General features: G+C 63.6%; 17 protein-coding genes. 7 read left to right on the forward strand and 10 right to left on the reverse strand.

All coding sequences use genetic code 11. The features are described 5' to 3' along the window. The first annotated feature begins 70 nt into the window (after positions 1-70). From ACX3P1_RS09525 to ACX3P1_RS09550, 6 genes are all read left to right on the forward strand, one after another. Positions 71-466 (forward strand): AGROH133_08824 family phage infection protein, encoded by a 396-nt coding sequence (locus ACX3P1_RS09525; protein ID WP_459079329.1) that lies wholly within the window; start codon positions 71-73, stop codon positions 464-466. A gap of 235 nt (positions 467-701) precedes the next feature. Further along, the gene (locus ACX3P1_RS09530) at positions 702-1,262 is read left to right on the forward strand and encodes a F0F1 ATP synthase subunit delta (RefSeq protein ID WP_459079330.1); all 561 of its coding nucleotides are present in this window, start codon (positions 702-704) and stop codon (positions 1,260-1,262) included. After that, on the forward strand, positions 1,262-2,791 hold the full coding sequence (gene atpA / locus ACX3P1_RS09535) for a F0F1 ATP synthase subunit alpha (protein WP_459079331.1): 1,530 nt from the start codon (positions 1,262-1,264) through the stop codon (positions 2,789-2,791). Before ACX3P1_RS09530 ends, atpA begins: the two co-directional genes overlap by 1 nt. 25 nt (positions 2,792-2,816) lie before the next feature. Further along, a complete protein-coding gene (locus ACX3P1_RS09540) occupies positions 2,817-3,701 on the forward strand; it encodes a F0F1 ATP synthase subunit gamma (RefSeq protein WP_459079332.1) in 885 nt (294 codons plus the stop codon). 73 nt (positions 3,702-3,774) lie between these two features. Further along, complete coding sequence (gene atpD, locus ACX3P1_RS09545; RefSeq protein ID WP_459079333.1) at positions 3,775-5,349, forward strand: F0F1 ATP synthase subunit beta; 1,575 nt, start codon at positions 3,775-3,777, stop codon at positions 5,347-5,349. A gap of 108 nt (positions 5,350-5,457) precedes the next feature. Further along, positions 5,458-5,865 carry a F0F1 ATP synthase subunit epsilon gene (locus ACX3P1_RS09550; RefSeq protein ID WP_459079334.1) on the forward strand — a complete coding sequence of 136 codons (408 nt, stop codon included), beginning with the start codon at positions 5,458-5,460 and terminating at the stop codon, positions 5,863-5,865. Positions 5,866-5,996: 131 nt separating this feature from the next. Here the strand turns inward: ACX3P1_RS09550 and rpmE are convergent, their stop codons facing one another. Then, on the reverse strand, positions 5,997-6,218 hold the full coding sequence (gene rpmE / locus ACX3P1_RS09555) for a 50S ribosomal protein L31 (RefSeq protein ID WP_459079335.1): 222 nt from the start codon (positions 6,216-6,218) through the stop codon (positions 5,997-5,999). 205 nt (positions 6,219-6,423) lie between these two features. On the opposite strand from rpmE, the gene ACX3P1_RS09560 reads away from it, so the two are divergent. Then, complete coding sequence (locus ACX3P1_RS09560; protein WP_459079336.1) at positions 6,424-8,226, forward strand: ABC transporter transmembrane domain-containing protein; 1,803 nt, start codon at positions 6,424-6,426, stop codon at positions 8,224-8,226. Positions 8,227-8,266: 40 nt separating this feature from the next. Here the strand turns inward: ACX3P1_RS09560 and ACX3P1_RS09565 are convergent, their stop codons facing one another. The 9 genes from ACX3P1_RS09565 to ehuC form a co-directional block, all read right to left on the reverse strand. Continuing rightward, positions 8,267-9,751, reverse strand: a complete 1,485-nt coding sequence (locus tag ACX3P1_RS09565) for a carboxypeptidase M32 (protein WP_459079337.1) — start codon at positions 9,749-9,751, stop codon at positions 8,267-8,269. A gap of 175 nt (positions 9,752-9,926) precedes the next feature. Beyond that, complete coding sequence (locus ACX3P1_RS09570; protein WP_459079338.1) at positions 9,927-10,361, reverse strand: hypothetical protein; 435 nt, start codon at positions 10,359-10,361, stop codon at positions 9,927-9,929. A gap of 243 nt (positions 10,362-10,604) precedes the next feature. After that, complete coding sequence (doeB, locus tag ACX3P1_RS09575; RefSeq protein WP_459079339.1) at positions 10,605-11,594, reverse strand: N(2)-acetyl-L-2,4-diaminobutanoate deacetylase DoeB; 990 nt, start codon at positions 11,592-11,594, stop codon at positions 10,605-10,607. Between the two features lie 4 nt (positions 11,595-11,598). Further along, complete coding sequence (gene doeA, locus ACX3P1_RS09580) at positions 11,599-12,789, reverse strand: ectoine hydrolase DoeA (RefSeq protein ID WP_459079340.1); 1,191 nt, start codon at positions 12,787-12,789, stop codon at positions 11,599-11,601. A 41-nt stretch (positions 12,790-12,830) separates the two neighbouring features. Next, the gene (gene eutC, locus ACX3P1_RS09585) at positions 12,831-13,823 is read right to left on the reverse strand and encodes an ectoine utilization protein EutC (protein WP_459079341.1); all 993 of its coding nucleotides are present in this window, start codon (positions 13,821-13,823) and stop codon (positions 12,831-12,833) included. Then, positions 13,820-14,800, reverse strand: coding sequence for a hydroxyectoine utilization dehydratase EutB (gene eutB / locus ACX3P1_RS09590; RefSeq protein WP_459079342.1), 981 nt, complete (start codon positions 14,798-14,800; stop codon positions 13,820-13,822). Before eutB ends, eutC begins: the two co-directional genes overlap by 4 nt. 2 nt (positions 14,801-14,802) lie before the next feature. Then, positions 14,803-15,582, reverse strand: coding sequence for an ectoine utilization protein EutA (eutA, locus tag ACX3P1_RS09595; RefSeq protein WP_459079343.1), 780 nt, complete (start codon positions 15,580-15,582; stop codon positions 14,803-14,805). Between the two features lies 1 nt (position 15,583). Further along, a complete protein-coding gene (gene ehuD / locus ACX3P1_RS09600) occupies positions 15,584-16,243 on the reverse strand; it encodes an ectoine/hydroxyectoine ABC transporter permease subunit EhuD (RefSeq protein ID WP_459079344.1) in 660 nt (219 codons plus the stop codon). Positions 16,244-16,274: 31 nt separating this feature from the next. Beyond that, positions 16,275-16,934, reverse strand: coding sequence for an ectoine/hydroxyectoine ABC transporter permease subunit EhuC (ehuC, locus tag ACX3P1_RS09605; protein WP_459079451.1), 660 nt, complete (start codon positions 16,932-16,934; stop codon positions 16,275-16,277). Positions 16,935-16,962: the final 28 nt, after the last annotated feature.

Here is a 16,962-nt window from a genome sequence, read left to right on the forward strand (position 1 = left end):
CGGCGCTGGAAACGCGCTGACGTACGGATAAGATGCGCGCGTTGCCGTCGCGCATCGAAAAGGGGAAAAAATGGAATATTCGTTTCCGTGGCCGATGAGCGAAGGCGAGTGGCTGGCATGGTCGAGCGCTCTGTTCACCGTACTGCTGGGTCTGGGGCTGTTTCTGGCGCCCGGCCTGTCTTTTCGTGTCCTGCGGTTGCAGGCCAGACCGGAAAAGCCGGCGGCGATCGCGGAAGCGCGCGGGCGCATGTCGGGTTTCTATCTCGGCGTCGGCCTGTGCTGCATCCTGCTTGCGCAGCCGCTGCTCTACATGGCGCTCGGCTTTTCCTGGTTGTTCACAGCCTTCGGCCGCCTGCTGTCGATGATGTCCGACAGGGCCAACACGCCCTATAACTGGGTTTTCGCGGCGGTCGAACTGGTGCTGGCCGCCCTGCCGCTGGCTTTCGCTTTCGGCTTTGTGCCCTGAATTCGGGGCGAGCGGTTGAGTTCTGGCACCGGATGCGACAATAGTGCCGCCAAACCGATCCGGACAACGCATTGCGGTCTTAAAAGGCCTGTGCTAGACGGCAATCGACTTTCGGCTTGGGGATGCGGAAGCCGTGCCCCTTGGCTTGAGAAAACGTAGTAAGGTCAAAGATTTAGCCAGAGTTTTTGCTCGCGCCAACAATCTGTGGCCTGTCAATTGAGAGAAAAGACGGTCCGTGGCCCAATCGTCATCGCCAATCTCGGCTGTTGCAGAGCGCTATTCCGGCTCGCTGTTCGACCTCGCCCTCCAGGCGAAGTCGGTCGCCAAGGTCGAGGCCGACCTTAACAGCTTCGAAAAGATGCTCGCCGGCAGCGCTGATCTCGAACGCCTGATCAAAAGCCCGGTCTTCTCCAGCGAAGACCAGGCCAAGGCCATTGCGGCCGTCGCCGACAAGGCCGGGATCAAGGGGCTTGCGGGCAATTTCCTGCGCGTCGTTGCTGCCAATCGCCGCCTGTTCGCGGTGCCGGGCATGATCCGCGCCTTCCGCAAGATCGCCGCCGAACACCGTGGCGAGACGTCTGCCGACGTCACCTCGGCGCACGCGCTGACGCCGGCTCAGCAGACCGAACTGAAGGCCGCGCTGAAAAGCGTTGCCGGCAAGGATGTGGCCATTACCGTCACCGTCGATCCGTCGCTGCTCGGCGGACTGGTGGTCAAGATGGGCTCGCGCCAGATTGACACTTCGCTAAAAACCAAACTCAATTCGCTTAAGCTTGCACTGAAAGAGGTCGGCTGATGGACATCCGCGCTGCGGAAATTTCCGCAATTCTGAAAGACCAGATCAAGAATTTCGGCAAGGAGGCTGAGGTCTCCGAAGTCGGCCAGGTTCTGTCCGTCGGCGACGGCATTGCCCGTGTCTACGGCCTCGACAACGTCCAGGCCGGCGAGATGGTCGAGTTCCCAGGCGGCATCCGTGGCATGGCGCTCAACCTCGAAGCCGACAATGTCGGCGTGGTTATCTTCGGCGCCGACCGCGACATCAAGGAAGGCGACGTCGTCAAGCGGACCGGTGCAATCGTTGACGCCCCCGTCGGCATGGGCCTGCTCGGCCGCGTCGTCGACGCGCTCGGCAACCCGATCGACGGCAAGGGTCCGATCAAGTACACCGAACGCAAGCGCGTGGACGTCAAGGCGCCCGGCATCATTCCGCGCAAGTCCGTCAACGAGCCGATGTCGACCGGCATGAAGGCCATCGACGCCCTGATCCCGGTTGGTCGCGGCCAGCGCGAGTTGGTCATCGGTGACCGTCAGACCGGCAAGACCGCCATCATTCTCGACACCATGCTCAACCAGAAGTCGGTTCACGACAACGGTCCCGAGCAGGAAAAGCTGTACTGCGTCTACGTCGCGATCGGGCAAAAGCGCTCGACCGTCGCGCAGTTCGTGAAAGTTCTGGAAGAGCGCGGCGCGCTCGATTACTCGATCATCGTTGCTGCGACCGCTTCCGATCCGGCGCCGATGCAGTTCCTGGCGCCGTTCACCGCCTGCACCATGGGCGAATATTTCCGCGACAACGGCATGCATGCGCTGATCTCCTATGACGATCTGTCGAAGCAGGCCGTCGCTTATCGCCAGATGTCGCTTCTCCTGCGCCGCCCGCCGGGCCGCGAAGCCTATCCGGGCGACGTTTTCTACCTGCACTCGCGCCTGCTCGAGCGTGCGGCCAAGCTCAATGAAGACCATGGCGGCGGCTCGCTGACCGCTCTGCCGATCATCGAGACGCAGGCCAACGACGTGTCGGCCTATATTCCGACCAACGTGATCTCGATCACCGACGGCCAGATCTTCCTCGAGACCAACCTGTTCTTCCAGGGCATCCGTCCGGCGGTGAACGTCGGTCTCTCGGTGTCGCGCGTTGGCTCGGCCGCCCAGATCAAGGCGATGAAGCAGGTTGCCGGCTCCATCAAGGGCGAGCTTGCGCAGTACCGCGAAATGGCGGCGTTCGCGCAGTTCGGTTCCGACCTGGACGCGTCGACGCAGCGCCTGCTCAATCGTGGCGCACGTTTGACCGAGCTTTTGAAGCAGCCGCAGTTCTCGCCGCTCAAGGTCGAGGAGCAGGTCGCGGTGATCTTTGCCGGCGTCAACGGCTATCTCGACAAGCTGGCGGTCAACGATGTCGGCCGGTTCGAACAGGGCCTGCTGTCGCACATGCGTGCAGCCGGCAAGGAAATCCTCGACCAGATCCGCAAGGAAAAGGCGCTGTCGGACGATTTGCGTGGAAAACTCAAGGCGGAGATCGATAGCTTCGCCAAGACTTTTGCCTGATCGCACGTAGGATTAGAGTTGAAGCATGGCGTCACTGAAAGACCTTCGTAACCGTATTGCCTCCGTCAAGGCGACGCAGAAGATCACCAAGGCGATGCAAATGGTCGCCGCGGCGAAACTGCGTCGCGCCCAGGAGGCCGCGGAAGCGGCACGTCCCTATTCGCAGCGCATGGGGGCCGTTCTGGCCAACATCGCCCAGGCGGTTGGCGGCGGTGGCGACGCGCCTGCCTTGATGACGGGAACCGGCCGGGACGACACGCACCTGCTCGTCGTGTGCACCGCCGAGCGCGGCCTGTGCGGCGGTTTCAACTCGCAGATTTCGCGGCTTGCCCGCGAACATGCCCGCAAGCTTATCGCCGACGGCAAGACGGTGAAGATCATCTGCGTCGGCAAGAAGGGTTTCGACATCCTGCGCCGCGACTACGCCTCGCTCATCATCGACCGCGTCGATCTGCGTGAGGTCAAGACGCTTGGTTTCGTTAATGCCGACGCCATCGCCAAAAAGGTCATCGGCCTTTTCAACGAAGGCGGCTTCGACGTCTGCACGCTGTTTTATTCGCAGTTCAAGTCGGTGATCAGCCAAGTTCCGACCGCTCAGCAGATTATCCCGGCGGCCGTTGCCGCCAACGACGGCGGCGAGGAAGCCAATGGCGGCGCGGTTTACGAATATGAGCCGGAGCCGGGCGAAATTCTCTCCGACCTCATTCCGCGCAACATTTCGGTGCAGGTCTTCCACGCGTTGCTTGAAAACGCGGCGGGTGAGATGGGCGCCAAGATGAGCGCCATGGATAATGCGACACGAAACGCCGGCGACATGATCAACAAGCTGTCGATCACCTACAACCGCCAGCGGCAGGCGCAGATCACCAAGGAACTGATCGAAATCATTTCGGGCGCCGAGGCGCTCTAGGCACGATCCCGAAGGCCAGAAGCCTTCACGAAGATTGTGCGAGACAAGAACACGGACGAAAAGGGTAAACACGATGGCGAAAGCAGCGACCCCGCAAAAGGCACCCGCGAAGGCGGCAGCCGCGGCACCGGCAAAGAAGGCGGCGGCACCTGCCAAGGCAGCAGCGGCCAAGGCTGCACCGGCAAAGGCAGCCGCGAGCAAGAGCGCGACACCCGCGGTCAAGAAGACCGGGGCTCTCGGCAAGGTTCGCCAGGTGATTGGCGCCGTTGTCGACGTGCAGTTCGACGAAGGCAATCTGCCGGCGATCCTGAATGCGATCGAGACAGAGAATGTCGGCAATCGCCTCGTTCTCGAAGTCGCGCAGCATCTCGGCGAAAACACCGTGCGCTGCATCGCCATGGACACGACCGAAGGTCTGGTTCGCGGCCAGGCGGTCTATGACACGGGCGCGCCGATTACGGTGCCGGTCGGTCCGGGCATGCTCGGCCGCATCATCAACGTCATCGGCGAGCCGGTCGACGAGGCAGGCCCGGTCGACTCGACTGAAATGCGTTCGATCCATCAGCCGGCTCCTGAATATATCGACCAGTCGACGGAAGCGCAGATCCTCATCACCGGCATCAAGGTTCTCGATCTGCTGGCACCTTACGCCAAGGGCGGCAAGATCGGCCTGTTCGGCGGTGCCGGCGTCGGCAAGACCGTGCTGATCCAGGAACTGATCAACAACATCGCCAAGGCGCATGGCGGCTACTCGGTGTTCGCCGGCGTCGGCGAGCGTACCCGCGAGGGCAACGACCTTTACCATGAGTTCATCGAATCCGGCGTCAACAAGAAGGGCGGCGGCGAAGGCTCCAAGGCAGCTCTTGTCTATGGCCAGATGAACGAGCCTCCGGGTGCCCGTGCGCGCGTCGGCCTCACCGGCCTGACCGTTGCCGAGTATTTCCGCGACCAGGGCCAGGACGTTCTGTTCTTCGTGGACAACATCTTCCGCTTCACGCAGGCAGGTTCGGAAGTGTCCGCGCTGCTTGGCCGTATTCCTTCGGCCGTGGGCTACCAGCCGACGCTGGCCACCGACATGGGCCAGTTGCAGGAGCGCATCACGACGACGCACAAGGGTTCGATCACGTCCGTGCAGGCCATTTACGTGCCCGCCGACGACTTGACCGACCCGGCGCCGGCGACCTCGTTTGCTCACTTGGACGCGACGACGACGCTCAACCGCTCCATCGCGGAAAAGGGCATCTACCCGGCCGTCGATCCGCTGGACTCCACCTCGCGCATGCTCGACCCGCTGGTCGTCGGCGACGAACACTACCAGGTGGCCCGTCAGGTGCAGTCGACCTTGCAGCGCTACAAGTCGCTGCAGGACATCATCGCCATTCTCGGCATGGATGAGTTGTCGGAAGAGGACAAGATCACCGTGGCGCGTGCGCGAAAGATCGAGCGCTTCCTGTCGCAGCCGTTCTTCGTAGCCGAAGTGTTCACTGGCGCGCCGGGCAAGCTCGTCGACCTCGCCGATACCATCAAGGGCTTCAAGGGCCTCTGCAACGGCGAATACGATCACCTCCCCGAAGCCGCCTTCTACATGGTCGGCACCATCGAGGAAGCGGTCGAGAAGGCACAGCGTCTGGCTGCTGAAGCGGCGTAATCAAGCGATTAGTGAATAGGGAGTAGCGAATAGGGAAATTGGTCGGCGTAGTGAGGTTGTCTCTTTCAACTATTCGCTATTCGCCATTCCCTACTCGCTAAATTTGCCATGGCCGAAGCTTTCAAATTCGAACTGGTTTCGCCGGAACGGCTGCTTGTTTCCGAGCAGGTCGAGTCCGTCGTCATTCCTGGCGCCGAGGGCGAGATGACCGTCATGGCGCATCATGCCCCGGTCATGACGACCATCCAGCCGGGCGTGGTCACGGTGAAGGATGCCAGCGGCCAGGAAGAACGCTACGTTGTGTTTGGCGGTTTCGCCGACATCCTGCCGTCCGGCTGCACGCTTTTGGCCGAATCGGCGGTCGCGGTAAACGACATCGACCGCACCGATGTTGCTCGCCGCATCCAGGAAGCGCGCGAAGACGCCGCCGACGCCAAGGACGACGCCAGCCGGGCCAAGGCAGAGCAGTATCTCCACCAGCTTACGACGCTGGAGAGCGCCATTCTGCCGGCGTGATTTTTCGACATTTCATGACGATCAAAAGCCGGGTTCGCCCGGCTTTTTTTATGCCTGAAAGCGCCGCCCGACCGGCAACAAAAAACCCGCCACGTGGGCGGGTTTTTCAAATCCTGAAAAGGCGGCGCGGCTTAGAGCCCAAAACCTTCGAAACGCTTCTTGAACTTCGACAGGCGGCCGCCGCGGTCGAGCAGCGTCTGCTGGCCGCCGGTCCAGGCCGGGTGCGTGGTCGGATCGATATCGAGGTTCATCGTATCGCCTTCCTTGCCCCAGGTCGAACGGGTCATGTACTCGGTGCCATCGGTCATGACGATCTTGATGGCGTGGTAGTCGGGATGGATCTTGTCTTTCATCGGTCTAATCCTGGCTTTAAGGCGCGGCAGCGGCCCTATGGCCTGCGTCGAAGCGCCTCTTTCTAAAATGCGAAGCCGCAGCTTATTGAAGGGCTACGGCTTCTAAAACGGTCGAGGAGCCTATACAGCAGTCGCAACTGATCCACAAGGCCACAGCCTGCCATTTCAGGCATGCGGCGAAGAACCAGGCGCAGGGAACCAGCCAATGGCGCAAACCACCAGCGCAGACGAGCGCAGACGCTCGCTCAAGCCGCTCCGACGCCTCTTCCCGTTCATCGGACGCTACCGCTTCCTGGTCGCCGGTGCGCTGGTTTCGCTGACCATGGCGGCGGTTACCACGCTGGCGCTGCCGCTGGCCGTCCGGCGCATGATCGATCACGGCTTTTCCACCTCCGATTCGACCTTGATCTCGAATTATTTCCTGATGCTGATGGCGATGGCGGCCGTTCTGGCGCTGGCCTCGGCGGGGCGCTATTATTTCGTCATCACGCTGGGCGAGCGCGTCGTCGCCGACATTCGCGGCTCGGTCTTTTCGCACCTGACGACGCTTTCCCCATCCTTCTTCGACACCGCGCAGACCGGCGAGATCATCTCGCGGCTGGCCGCCGATACCACGCAGGTCAAGTCGGCGGTCGGGGCCACCGCATCGGTGGCGTTGCGCAACGTCATCCTGGGCTTCGGCGCGCTGGGCATGATGGTGGTGACCAGCCCGAAACTCTCCGGGCTCGTCATTGCCGCCATCCCGATCATCGTGTTGCCGCTGGTGGCCTTCGGGCGTTCGGTGCGGCGCAAGTCGCGGCAGGCGCAGGATACGCTGGCGCAAGCCAACGCCTATGCCAGCGAGCAGATCGGCGCGGTGCGCACGCTGCAGGCCTTCACCAACGAGAAGCTTGTCACCAGCCATTTTTCGCAAGCGGTCGAAACGGCGTTCCAGGCGGCGCGCGCCTCGATCTTTGCCCGCTCGTTCCTGACCTTCTTTGCCATTTTCACCATTTTCGCTTCGGTGGTCGCGGTCCTGTGGTTCGGGTCTCGCGACGTGCTGGCTGGCACGCTGTCGCCGGGCACCCTCGGCCAGTTCCTGCTCTATTCGGTGTTCGCCGCCGGCGCGCTCGGCGCCTTGTCGGAAGTGTGGGGCGAGCTTTCGCAGGCAGCCGGTGCCGCCGAGCGGCTGACCGAGATCCTGGTCGAAGTGCCCGGCATCGAAACCCCCGCCCATCCGAAAATGCTGCCCGCCGCAGCCAAGGGCGCGGTCAGCTTCGAGGGCGTATCCTTCTCCTATCCGGCGCGCCCCGACCGCACCGCCGTGCATGGCCTGAACTTTTCCGTGAAGCCCGGCGAGACGGTGGCTATCGTCGGCGCATCGGGTGCCGGCAAAAGCACGGTGTTTTCGCTGATCCTGCGCTTCTACGATCCCGAAACGGGCCGCATCGTGATCGACGGCGTCGACGTGCGCGATGCCGACCCGAAGGCGGTGCGCAACCGGATCGCCATCGTGCCGCAGGACGTCACTGTCTTCGCCGCCAGCGCCCGCGACAACATCCGCTTCGGCAGGCCGGGCGCTTCCGATGCCGAGATCGAGGCAGCGGCCAAGGATGCACTTGCCGATGAATTCATCCTCAAGCTGGAAAAGGGCTACGACAGCCCGGTCGGCGAACGCGGCGTGACCCTTTCCGGCGGCCAGCGCCAGCGCATCGCGATCGCCCGCGCCATCCTGCGCGACGCGCCGATCCTGCTTCTGGACGAGGCGACTTCGGCGCTCGACGCCGAAAGCGAGACGCTGGTGCAGACGGCACTGGAGCGGTTGATGCAGGGCCGCACCACCATCGTCATCGCGCACCGGTTGGCGACCGTGCTGAAGGCCGACCGCATCCTGGTCATGGACGAAGGCCGCATCGTCGAGGAAGGCACCCACCGCAGCCTCGTCGCCAAGGGCGGCATCTATGCGCGGCTGGCGCGGCTTCAGTTCGAGACAGGTTCCCGCGCTTTCGAGGGCGCGGCGGCGGAATAGAACACCGGCCTTCCAAGCCGGTGCTCTATCGCTCGGCGCTTCATGCTCCGTAGCGCTTCTTCAAATGGCTGGTGAAGTGCGCGGCGTTGAGCTTTTCACCGGTGGCGCGCTCGAGCAGGTCCGGCGTCGACAAGCGCGAGCCCTGTGACCATATCTTTTCGCGACGCCATTCGTTGATCGCGGAAAAATCGCCCTTGGCCAGGTCGTCGTCCACGCCGGGATGCTCTCCGCTCAGCGCCGCCCATTGCTGTGCCGCCATCATCGCGCCCAGCGTATAGGACGGGAAATAGCCGAAGGCGCCGCTGGCCCAGTGCACGTCCTGCATCGGCCCGTCAGCCGGGTTGCCGATGGTAGACAGGCCGAGTGAGGTGCGCATCTTGGCATCCCACGCCTCGGGAAGATCGGACGCCTCCAGCCTTCCTGAAACAAGCTCCTGCTCCAGTTCAAAGCGCAGGATGACATGCAGCGGGTAGGTGACCTCGTCGGCATCGACGCGGATCAGACCGCGCTCGACATGATGCACATGCGGCAGGATATCTTCCATCGACCAGTTTTCGCCGAGGTGTTTTTCCACCACCGGCAGCGCCCAGCGCCAGAAGGCGGGGTTGCGGCCGATCTGCTTTTCCACGAACAGGCTCTGGCTTTCATGTACCGCCATGCCGCGCGCCTTGCCGAGCGGCCAGTGCGCCCATGCCTTGGGCAGGTTCTGCTCATAGAGCGCGTGACCGGTTTCGTGCAGCACGCCCATCAGCGCCGACAGGAAATCGGACGTCCGGTAGCGCGTGGTGATGCGCACGTCGCTCGGCACGCCGCCGCAGAACGGGTGATGCGAAATCGACAGGCTGCCATGGGCGAGGTCGAAGCCGACCGCCGCCATCATGGCAAGGCCGAGTTCCCGCTGCCGGTCGACCGGATAGACGCCGGACAGTGGCTTTACGGGGCGCTTGCGCGTCCGTTCTTCCTGCACGGCCAGCGCCTCGGGAACGAAATCCTTCAAGAATGCCTTCAGCTCGGCAAAGACCGGCGTGATGTCGGCGGCGCGGTTGCCGGGATCGTACTGCTCCATCAGCGCGTCATAAGGATCAAGGCCGAGCACATCGGCGCGCATCGCCGCTTCCTCGCGCACCAGCGCCAGGACGCCCTCCAGAGCGGGCAGGAAGCCGCCCCAGTCGTTCTTGGCGCGCATGTCACGCCAAAGCTGCTCGCAGCGCATGCGCGCGCCTGTCTGGCGTTCCACGAATTCGACGGGCAGGCAGGTCAGGTTGGTGTATTGCCGTCTGAATTCAAACAGCGCCGCCGCCTGGTCTTCGTTCAGCACTTCCTGACCGGCGGCATCGATCCAGTCGGCGATTTGAGGTGCGGTGGCTTGTGCATGGTACATTCCCGCAAGTGCTGCCATCGCTTCGGCGCGCTTCTCGCCGCCGCCGACGGCCATATGGGTGGCCTCGTCGGCACCGAGAACAGCCAGCGCGTGCTCCAGCGCTTCGAGCTTGTGCCCGAGATCGTCAAGTTTCTGAAACGACATCTTGTCCCCTGATGATTCCCGATTCCGGCGAAGGCCGGAGAGAACACCAAGGGAGACGCAACTGCAACTGCGCAGGCGCTACCAGCGAACGCGCGTCTCGATGATCGAGCGCCTCAGGGATCAAGAAATAACCGCCCGCGGGTTTCCCCGAGGGCGGTCCTTCCTGCTCAAGACGTCAGCCGTTCGGATAGTGGCCACCGTCCGAGCCGTCGCCCATGAGCATCGCGCTGCCTGTATCGGACAGGAGCCGCTGGTCCAGATGGTCGACCCTGCGCATGAGCTGGTGATATTGCCCGGAAGGCAACCGGCCATGATCGGTGGCGGCCGTCCGCTGCGCGACCCTGGTGATATTGGCGTCACGCACCTCAAGTCGATGCGCCTCGGCCGGCGTGATCGTCCTGGCCTGCGTGGCATCGGCGATGCCCTGATCGATGCCTCGCAGTTGGTTCATGATGCTGTCGGCACGCGGGCCCTGGAAATCGGCCGGCGTGGCGGCATCCAACGCACCGGAAGGATCGCTGGACTCTCCAGCATAGGCCCCGGCGAACGGCACGGCCAGCAGGGATGCGGTGAAGGCCACTATCGTGAAGGACGTTTTGAAAGAGCGCATGATCGCGTCTCCTTGGATGACAAACCAGCGCTTGTCGCGCTGCGTCTTCGAGTCTTGGACCGTCCAGTCTCGTCGCGTCGCGATGTTGGGAGCATCGCCGGCGGGGCTCGATCCATGCCTGTAAAAATAGAGAAGCATGCCCGCGAAGGGTAATTACAAAGCGGTAATTCGGCTCACATTGTCGTGCGCCGCCCGTGTGCCACCGGGCCTGTTGCCCGGCCGCGTTGCCGCGAGCGACCGGGTTTATCCAACCGCGATCACCGATACGCAATCGCCGGCCTTGACCAGACCGGGGAAATGCCGCGCCGCAAGCAGGCCCGTCATTTTCGCGCGGATATCCTGGGGCGCGGTGCCGGTGCGGCCGGTCGAGTGGACGCGCGCGATCACCGCGTCCGCCTCGACGGGTTCGCCCAGATCGACCATGGTTTCGATCATGCCGTCCTCTTCCGCGAAGGAAAAACAGTCGCCGGACGGCATGTCGAGCCAGCGCGTCGGTTGCTTCTCGACCGCACCATTTACGATACCCGAATGGCGCAGCACATTGGCGACGCCCTGCCTTGCAATGCGTACCGTCTCGGCGCGCGAGGTGCCGCCGCCGCCGAGTTCCGTTGTGACGAAAACCTTGCCCATGTCTTCTGCCGCCGTATCGTACATGCCGACGGCGTCGATCTCGAGCATCTTGACCGAGTAAGGCGCGGAGAACGCCTCGACGGCCGCGAAGGCTTTTGCTTCCAGCGCCTTGTCGGGCAGGATGTGGGCGGCGCAGAACGGCATGAAATCGAGCGTCTTGCCGCCCGAGTGGAAGTCGAGCACGAGGTCGGCGCGCGGCAGCAGTTCACGCTGGAAATAATCCGCGATCTTGGCCGTCACCGTGCCATCGGGAGCGCCGGGGAAAGCACGGTTCATGTTGCCCTTGTCGATGGGCGAGGTGCGCGTGCCGGCGCGGAACGCGGGATAGTTCAGCGCCGGCACGATAATGATTGTGCCGGCAACGTCCTTCGGGTCGAGCGTACGCGCGAGATCGTAAAGCGCCAGCGGCCCTTCATATTCGTCGCCGTGGTTGCCCCCGGTGAGCAGCGCCGTCTGGCCTTTGCCGTTGCGGATCACGCAGATCGGGATCATCACCGATCCCCACGCGGAATCGTCGCGGCTGTAGGGCAGGCGCAAAAAGCCGTGCTGGACGCCGTCGTGGTCGAAATCGACGGTGGGCGTGATGGGCGTGGGTCTCACCATCGGATCAATCCTTGACCACCAGCTTGCGCGGCACATTGGCCAGGCACTCGACGCCGGTTTCGGTAATGAGGATCGATTCGGTGATTTCCAGCCCCATCGTCTCCAGCCACAGGCCGGTCATGAAGTGGAAGGTCATGCCGGGCTTCAACTCGGTCTTGTCGCCGGGGCGCAGGCTCATGGTGCGCTCGCCCCAATCCGGGGGGTAGGAAAGCCCGATCGAATAGCCGGTGCGGTTATCCTTGATGATGCCGTACTTCTTCAGCACGCCGAAGAAGGCATTGGCGATGTCCTCGCAGGCGTTGCCCGGCTTCGCTGCGGCGAGCCCCGCCTCCATGCCTTCCAGCGTCGCCTTTTCGGCGTCCAGGAATTCCTGTGTCGGCTTGCCGAGGAAGACGGTGCGCGACAGCGGGCAATGGTAGCGGTTGTAGCAGCCGGCGATCTCGAAGAAGGTGCCTTCGCCCGACTTCATCGGCTTGTCGTCCCAGGTCAGATGCGGCGCGGAAGCGTCGACGCCGGACGGCAGCAGCGGCACAATGGCCGGATAGTCGCCGCCAAACCGGCCATCTGGACCGTCGACGCCGCGCGTGCCGGCATCGTAGATCTCGGCGACGAGATCGCATTTGCGCATGCCGACTTCCATCTTGTCGGCGATGCGGGCGTGCATGGCTTCCACGATGCGGGCCGCCTTGCGCATATAGTCGATCTCGGTCGGGCTTTTGACCGCGCGCTGCCAGTTGACCAGCGCCGTGGCATCGACGAAGCGTGCGTTGGGAAGGTTCTTCTGCAGCGAGGCAAAGGCGGCGGCCGAGAACCAGTAATTGTCCATCTCGACGCCGATCCGCTTCGACCCCCAGCCGCGCTCGCTGAGCACCTGGGAAAGAAAATCCATCGGGTGGCGTTCGGTGGATTGCACATAGTGGTCGGCGTAGCCGACGATGTTGTCATGCCCGATATAGGCGGTGCGCTTGGCGCCGTTGGCGTCCTGGCCGCGTCCATACCAGACCGGCTCGCCTGAAGGCGGCACGATCACCGCCTGATGCACGTAGAACGACCAGCCGTCATAGCCGGTCAGCCACGCCATGTTGGACGGATCGCTGCAGATCAGGACATCGACGCCCTTTGCCTCCATGGCCTGCCGGGTCTTGGCAAGACGCTGCGCATACTCCTCGCGGGAGAATTTCAGATTGGGCTGCATTTTCTTCGTGTCCTCGTTTGTTGGGCCTTTTCAGGCCGGTATCAGCTTTCGAAAATCGTGCCCGCGCCGGCCGTTTTGGCCCGGTCGCGCGCCAGCGTGGCGATGGCCGTGTCCTGAACGCCGGTGCCGGTCAGGTCGGCGATGGTGATGTCGCTGGCAGAGCGCCGGCCATGTATTTTGCCGGCTATGATCTGGCCAAGTTCGGCCACGTCCGCATCCGCCGTCATCACGCCGGCGGCAATGGCATGGTGCAGTTCGCCCAGCCGGCGTGTCTGTTTCGCGCTATCGGCGACATAGAGGTCGGCCATGCGGATGATCGCCGGCGCGATCTCGTTCTTGTGCTCGGCGTCGGAGCCCATGGCGGTTATGTGCTGGCCGGCGACAACGAAGCCGGCATGGATCAGCGGCTCGGTCGAAGGCGTTGTGGTCACGATGATATCGGCCCCCGCCATGGCCTTGGCCGGGTCGCTTTCGGCGCGGACGCGGATGCCCAGCTTTTCCCGCAACTCGCCGGCTGTGGCTTCGGCCTTGGCGGCGTCGCGCGCCCAGATGCGGGCTTCCTCGACAGGCCGCACCAGCATCAGCGCCTCCAGTTGCAGCCTCGCCTGCGCGCCGGCCCCGAAAATGGCGGCGACGGACGCATCCGGTCGCGACAGATGTTTTGCCGCGACCGCGCCGGCGGCGGCGGTGCGGATATCGGTCAGATAACCATTGTCGAGCAGCAGCGCCTCGACCAGCCCGGTCGTGGCGGACAGAAGCACCATCATGCCGTTGGTCGAGGGCAAGCCGAGCTTCGGGTTGTCGAAAAAGCCGGGGCTGATCTTTATGGCAAAACCATCGATGCCCGGCACATAGGCGGTCTTCACATCGACCTCGCCGCGATGCTCGGGAATATCGAGCCTCAGGATCGGCGGCATGGCGACGGGCAGTGTGGCCAGCGCGAGAAAGGCGTTTTCCACGCAAGCGACGGTATCTAGGTCGAGCGATACGATTTTGCGCAAATCGGCTTCGGTGAGGATGGCCATCGTCGTCATGCCGCTCGCTCCACCTCGCCACACACGAACTGCCTGTGCAGACCCATGTCGATGTTGCGGCCGGAGAGAATGACGACGACCGGGCCGCCCGCCTCTACCTTGCCAGCAAGGATGGCGGCGATGCCGACAGCGCCGGCACCTTCGACGATCTCGCGCTCCTGCGCATAGGCGTGGCGGATGCCTGCGGCGATTTCCTGTTCGGAAAGCAGGACCACGTCGTCGAGCAAGTCCCGGCACATCGAGAACGAAAACCGGTTGTCGAGGCCGATGCCGCCGCCGAGCGAATCGGCTAGCGTCGGCAGTTCCTCGACCAGAACCGGATGGCCAGCGTCGAGGCTGGCTTTCATGGCAGCGCCCCGCTCCATCGAGATGCCGATGACCCTGGTGGCCGGGCTGACGCCCTTGACCGCTGCCGCGACCCCTGCCGCCAGCCCGCCGCCGGAAAGGGGCACCAGCACGATCGCCGCATCCGGCACCTGCTCCATGATCTCCAGCCCGAGTGTGCCTTGCCCGGCAACCACCGCCGGGTGGTCGAAGGGCGGCACCATGACCAGCCCTTCCGCCGCGACCAGCCGGTCGACTTCCTGCTGCGCGTCGTCCTGGCTGTTGCCGACGATGCGGATTTCGGCCCCGAGGCGGCGGATTTCATCAAGCTTGTTCTGCGGCACCAGCTTCGACATGCAGATCACCGCCCGCATGTTCTCGCGCGCTGCCGCAAAAGCGAGGGCGCGGCCGTGATTGCCGGTCGAGGCCGCGATCACGCCGCGCGCTTTTTCTTCCGCCGAAAGCGAAGCGACCGCGTTGGATGCACCGCGCAGCTTGAACGCGCCGGTGGTCTGGCGGTGTTCCAGCTTGAGATGGACCGGTATGCCCATTTGCTCGGAAAGGCTCGCGGACAGGACCGTCGGCGTGCGCTCGACCTTGCCGGCGATCCGTTCGCGCGCGGCCTCAATGTCTTGAAGGGTAACGCTCGCCATGGTCAGTCACGCGGCAAAGCGAGCGTGTGGAGCCGCCCGAATTCCGAACGCGAAACGTCGTCGCCGCACAGCCGCAGGCAGTTCCACGCGGTCGCCTGGTTCGAGGTGACGACCGGCCGGCCGGTGGCTTCTTCCATCGCGACGACGGCCAATGCCGACCGCAAAGCCGTGCAGGAAACGAACAGGGCATCTGCCCCGTCATCCATCGCCTCGCGCGCCAGTTCGACCAGCGATGCCGGAGAAATCCGCGCCATTTCGCGATCGTCCTCGAAGCCGAGGCAGGTAACGCTGGCGATCTCGAACCCGTGCGCGGCGAAATAAGCCACCATCGGCTGTGTGGTCTTCACGGTATAGGGCGTCAGAATGCTGATTTTCTTCGCGCCCTGCGCGCGCAGGCCCCGCACGCCGGCCATGGGCGGGGTGACGACGGGAGCGCCCGGCTTGGCAGCGTGGATGGCCGCCTCGATCTCGGCGTCGCCAATGACCACGGAGGCCGAGGTGCAGGAATAGCAGACCGCGTCGAGCGCCTCGTCCGGCAGGATGAGTGCCGCGCCCGCCGTCAGCGCCGGCTGCATCTTGCGCAGATTTTCCGGTGTGGTCGGGTTGGCATAGGGGATGCGCGCCACATAGACGCCGATCCTCCTGCTTGCCACCATGCGCTGATAGTCCGGCTCGGACGTATGGTCGGTGGCGAGGATGATCAGGCCGACACGCTTTTCCAGCGGGCGCGGATCGAGCGGCGGACGGGCGGAATGCACGGTGATTTCGGGCAGCGACTTCATGTCAGTTCTCGACCCTGCCGTAACGGCGCTCCAGCCAGCGCAGCAGAAGGACGGAAAAAAGGCTGATGATGAGGAAGAACACGCCGACCAGCGTCATCGGCTCGACATAGCGGTAGTAGGTATTGGCGACGCTCTTTGCCTGGTTCATCAGTTCCAGGACCGTGATGGCCGAAAGCAGCGGCGTCTCCTTGAACATGGCGATGAAATAATTGGCCAGCGCCGGGATCATCGGCGGGATGGCCTGCGGAATGATGATGTGCGTCCAGGTCTGGCGGGCGCTCAGATTGCAGGCCTTGGCAGCCTCCCATTGGCCGCGCGGCACATTGTCGATGCCGGCGCGATAGACTTCCGCCGTATAGGTGCCGTAGTGCAGGCCCAATCCGATGGTGCCCGCCACCATCGGCGGCAAAAGGATGCCGAAATCCGGCAGCACGTAGAAGATGAAGTAGAGTTGCACCAGAAGCGGAGTGCCGCGGATGAATTCGGCGGCGAAGCCGACACTGCGCGAGAGCAGCCGGTTTGGCGAGCGCCGCGCCAGCGCGATGCCGAGGCCGACGACCGCCGCCAGCACTGAGCCGAGCAGCGTCGCCAGGATCGTGATCTTCACGCCTTCCAGCAGGGTCGGCATGATCTGCCAGACGAAGTTCCAATCCCACTCCATTACAGGACCGTCCTTTTAGGGCTTGCGGCCATCACACACGTACTCCGTCGAGCCCGCGCGCCATGTGGCGCTCCAGCTTGCGCATAGCCCAGGAGATGGCGAGCGCGAAGGCGAAGTAGATGATCAGGATGGTGGTGAAAGGCACCAGCGTGTTGCCGGTCTGGGCGCGCACGACCTGGGCCTGGAAGGTCAGGTCGGAAAGCGAGATCAGCGAGACGACGGAGGTTGCCTTCAACAATTCGATGGCGTTGTTGCCGAAGGTCGGCAGCATGACCAGCAGCGCCTGCGGCAGGATGACATGGCGCATGCCCTGCCAGCGGCTGAGATTGAGCGCGATGCAGGCCTCATGCTGTTCCCGGCCGATGGACTGGATAGCCCCGCGCACCACTTCGGCGGCATAGGCGCCGACATTGAGGCCAAGCGCCAGGACGCCGGTTTGCAGCGGCGTCAGGGTCACGCCGATGACGGGCAGCACGAAATAGGCCCAGAACAACTGCACGAAGATGGAGGTGCCGCGAAAGAACTCGATATAGGCGGTGGCCAGCGCCCGCACGGCGAAGAAGCGCGACAGCCGCCCCATTCCACCAAGGAACGCCATGACAACCGCCAGCGCCGAGCCCATCAGCGTAAGCTCGAGGGTCACCAAAGCGCCGTGCAGGATCAGGCCTAGATATCCGGACCAGTCGATGATCATGGGTTTTTCCGGTTGGCGAAAGCGT

The organism is Mesorhizobium sp. A623, assembly GCF_054489405.1.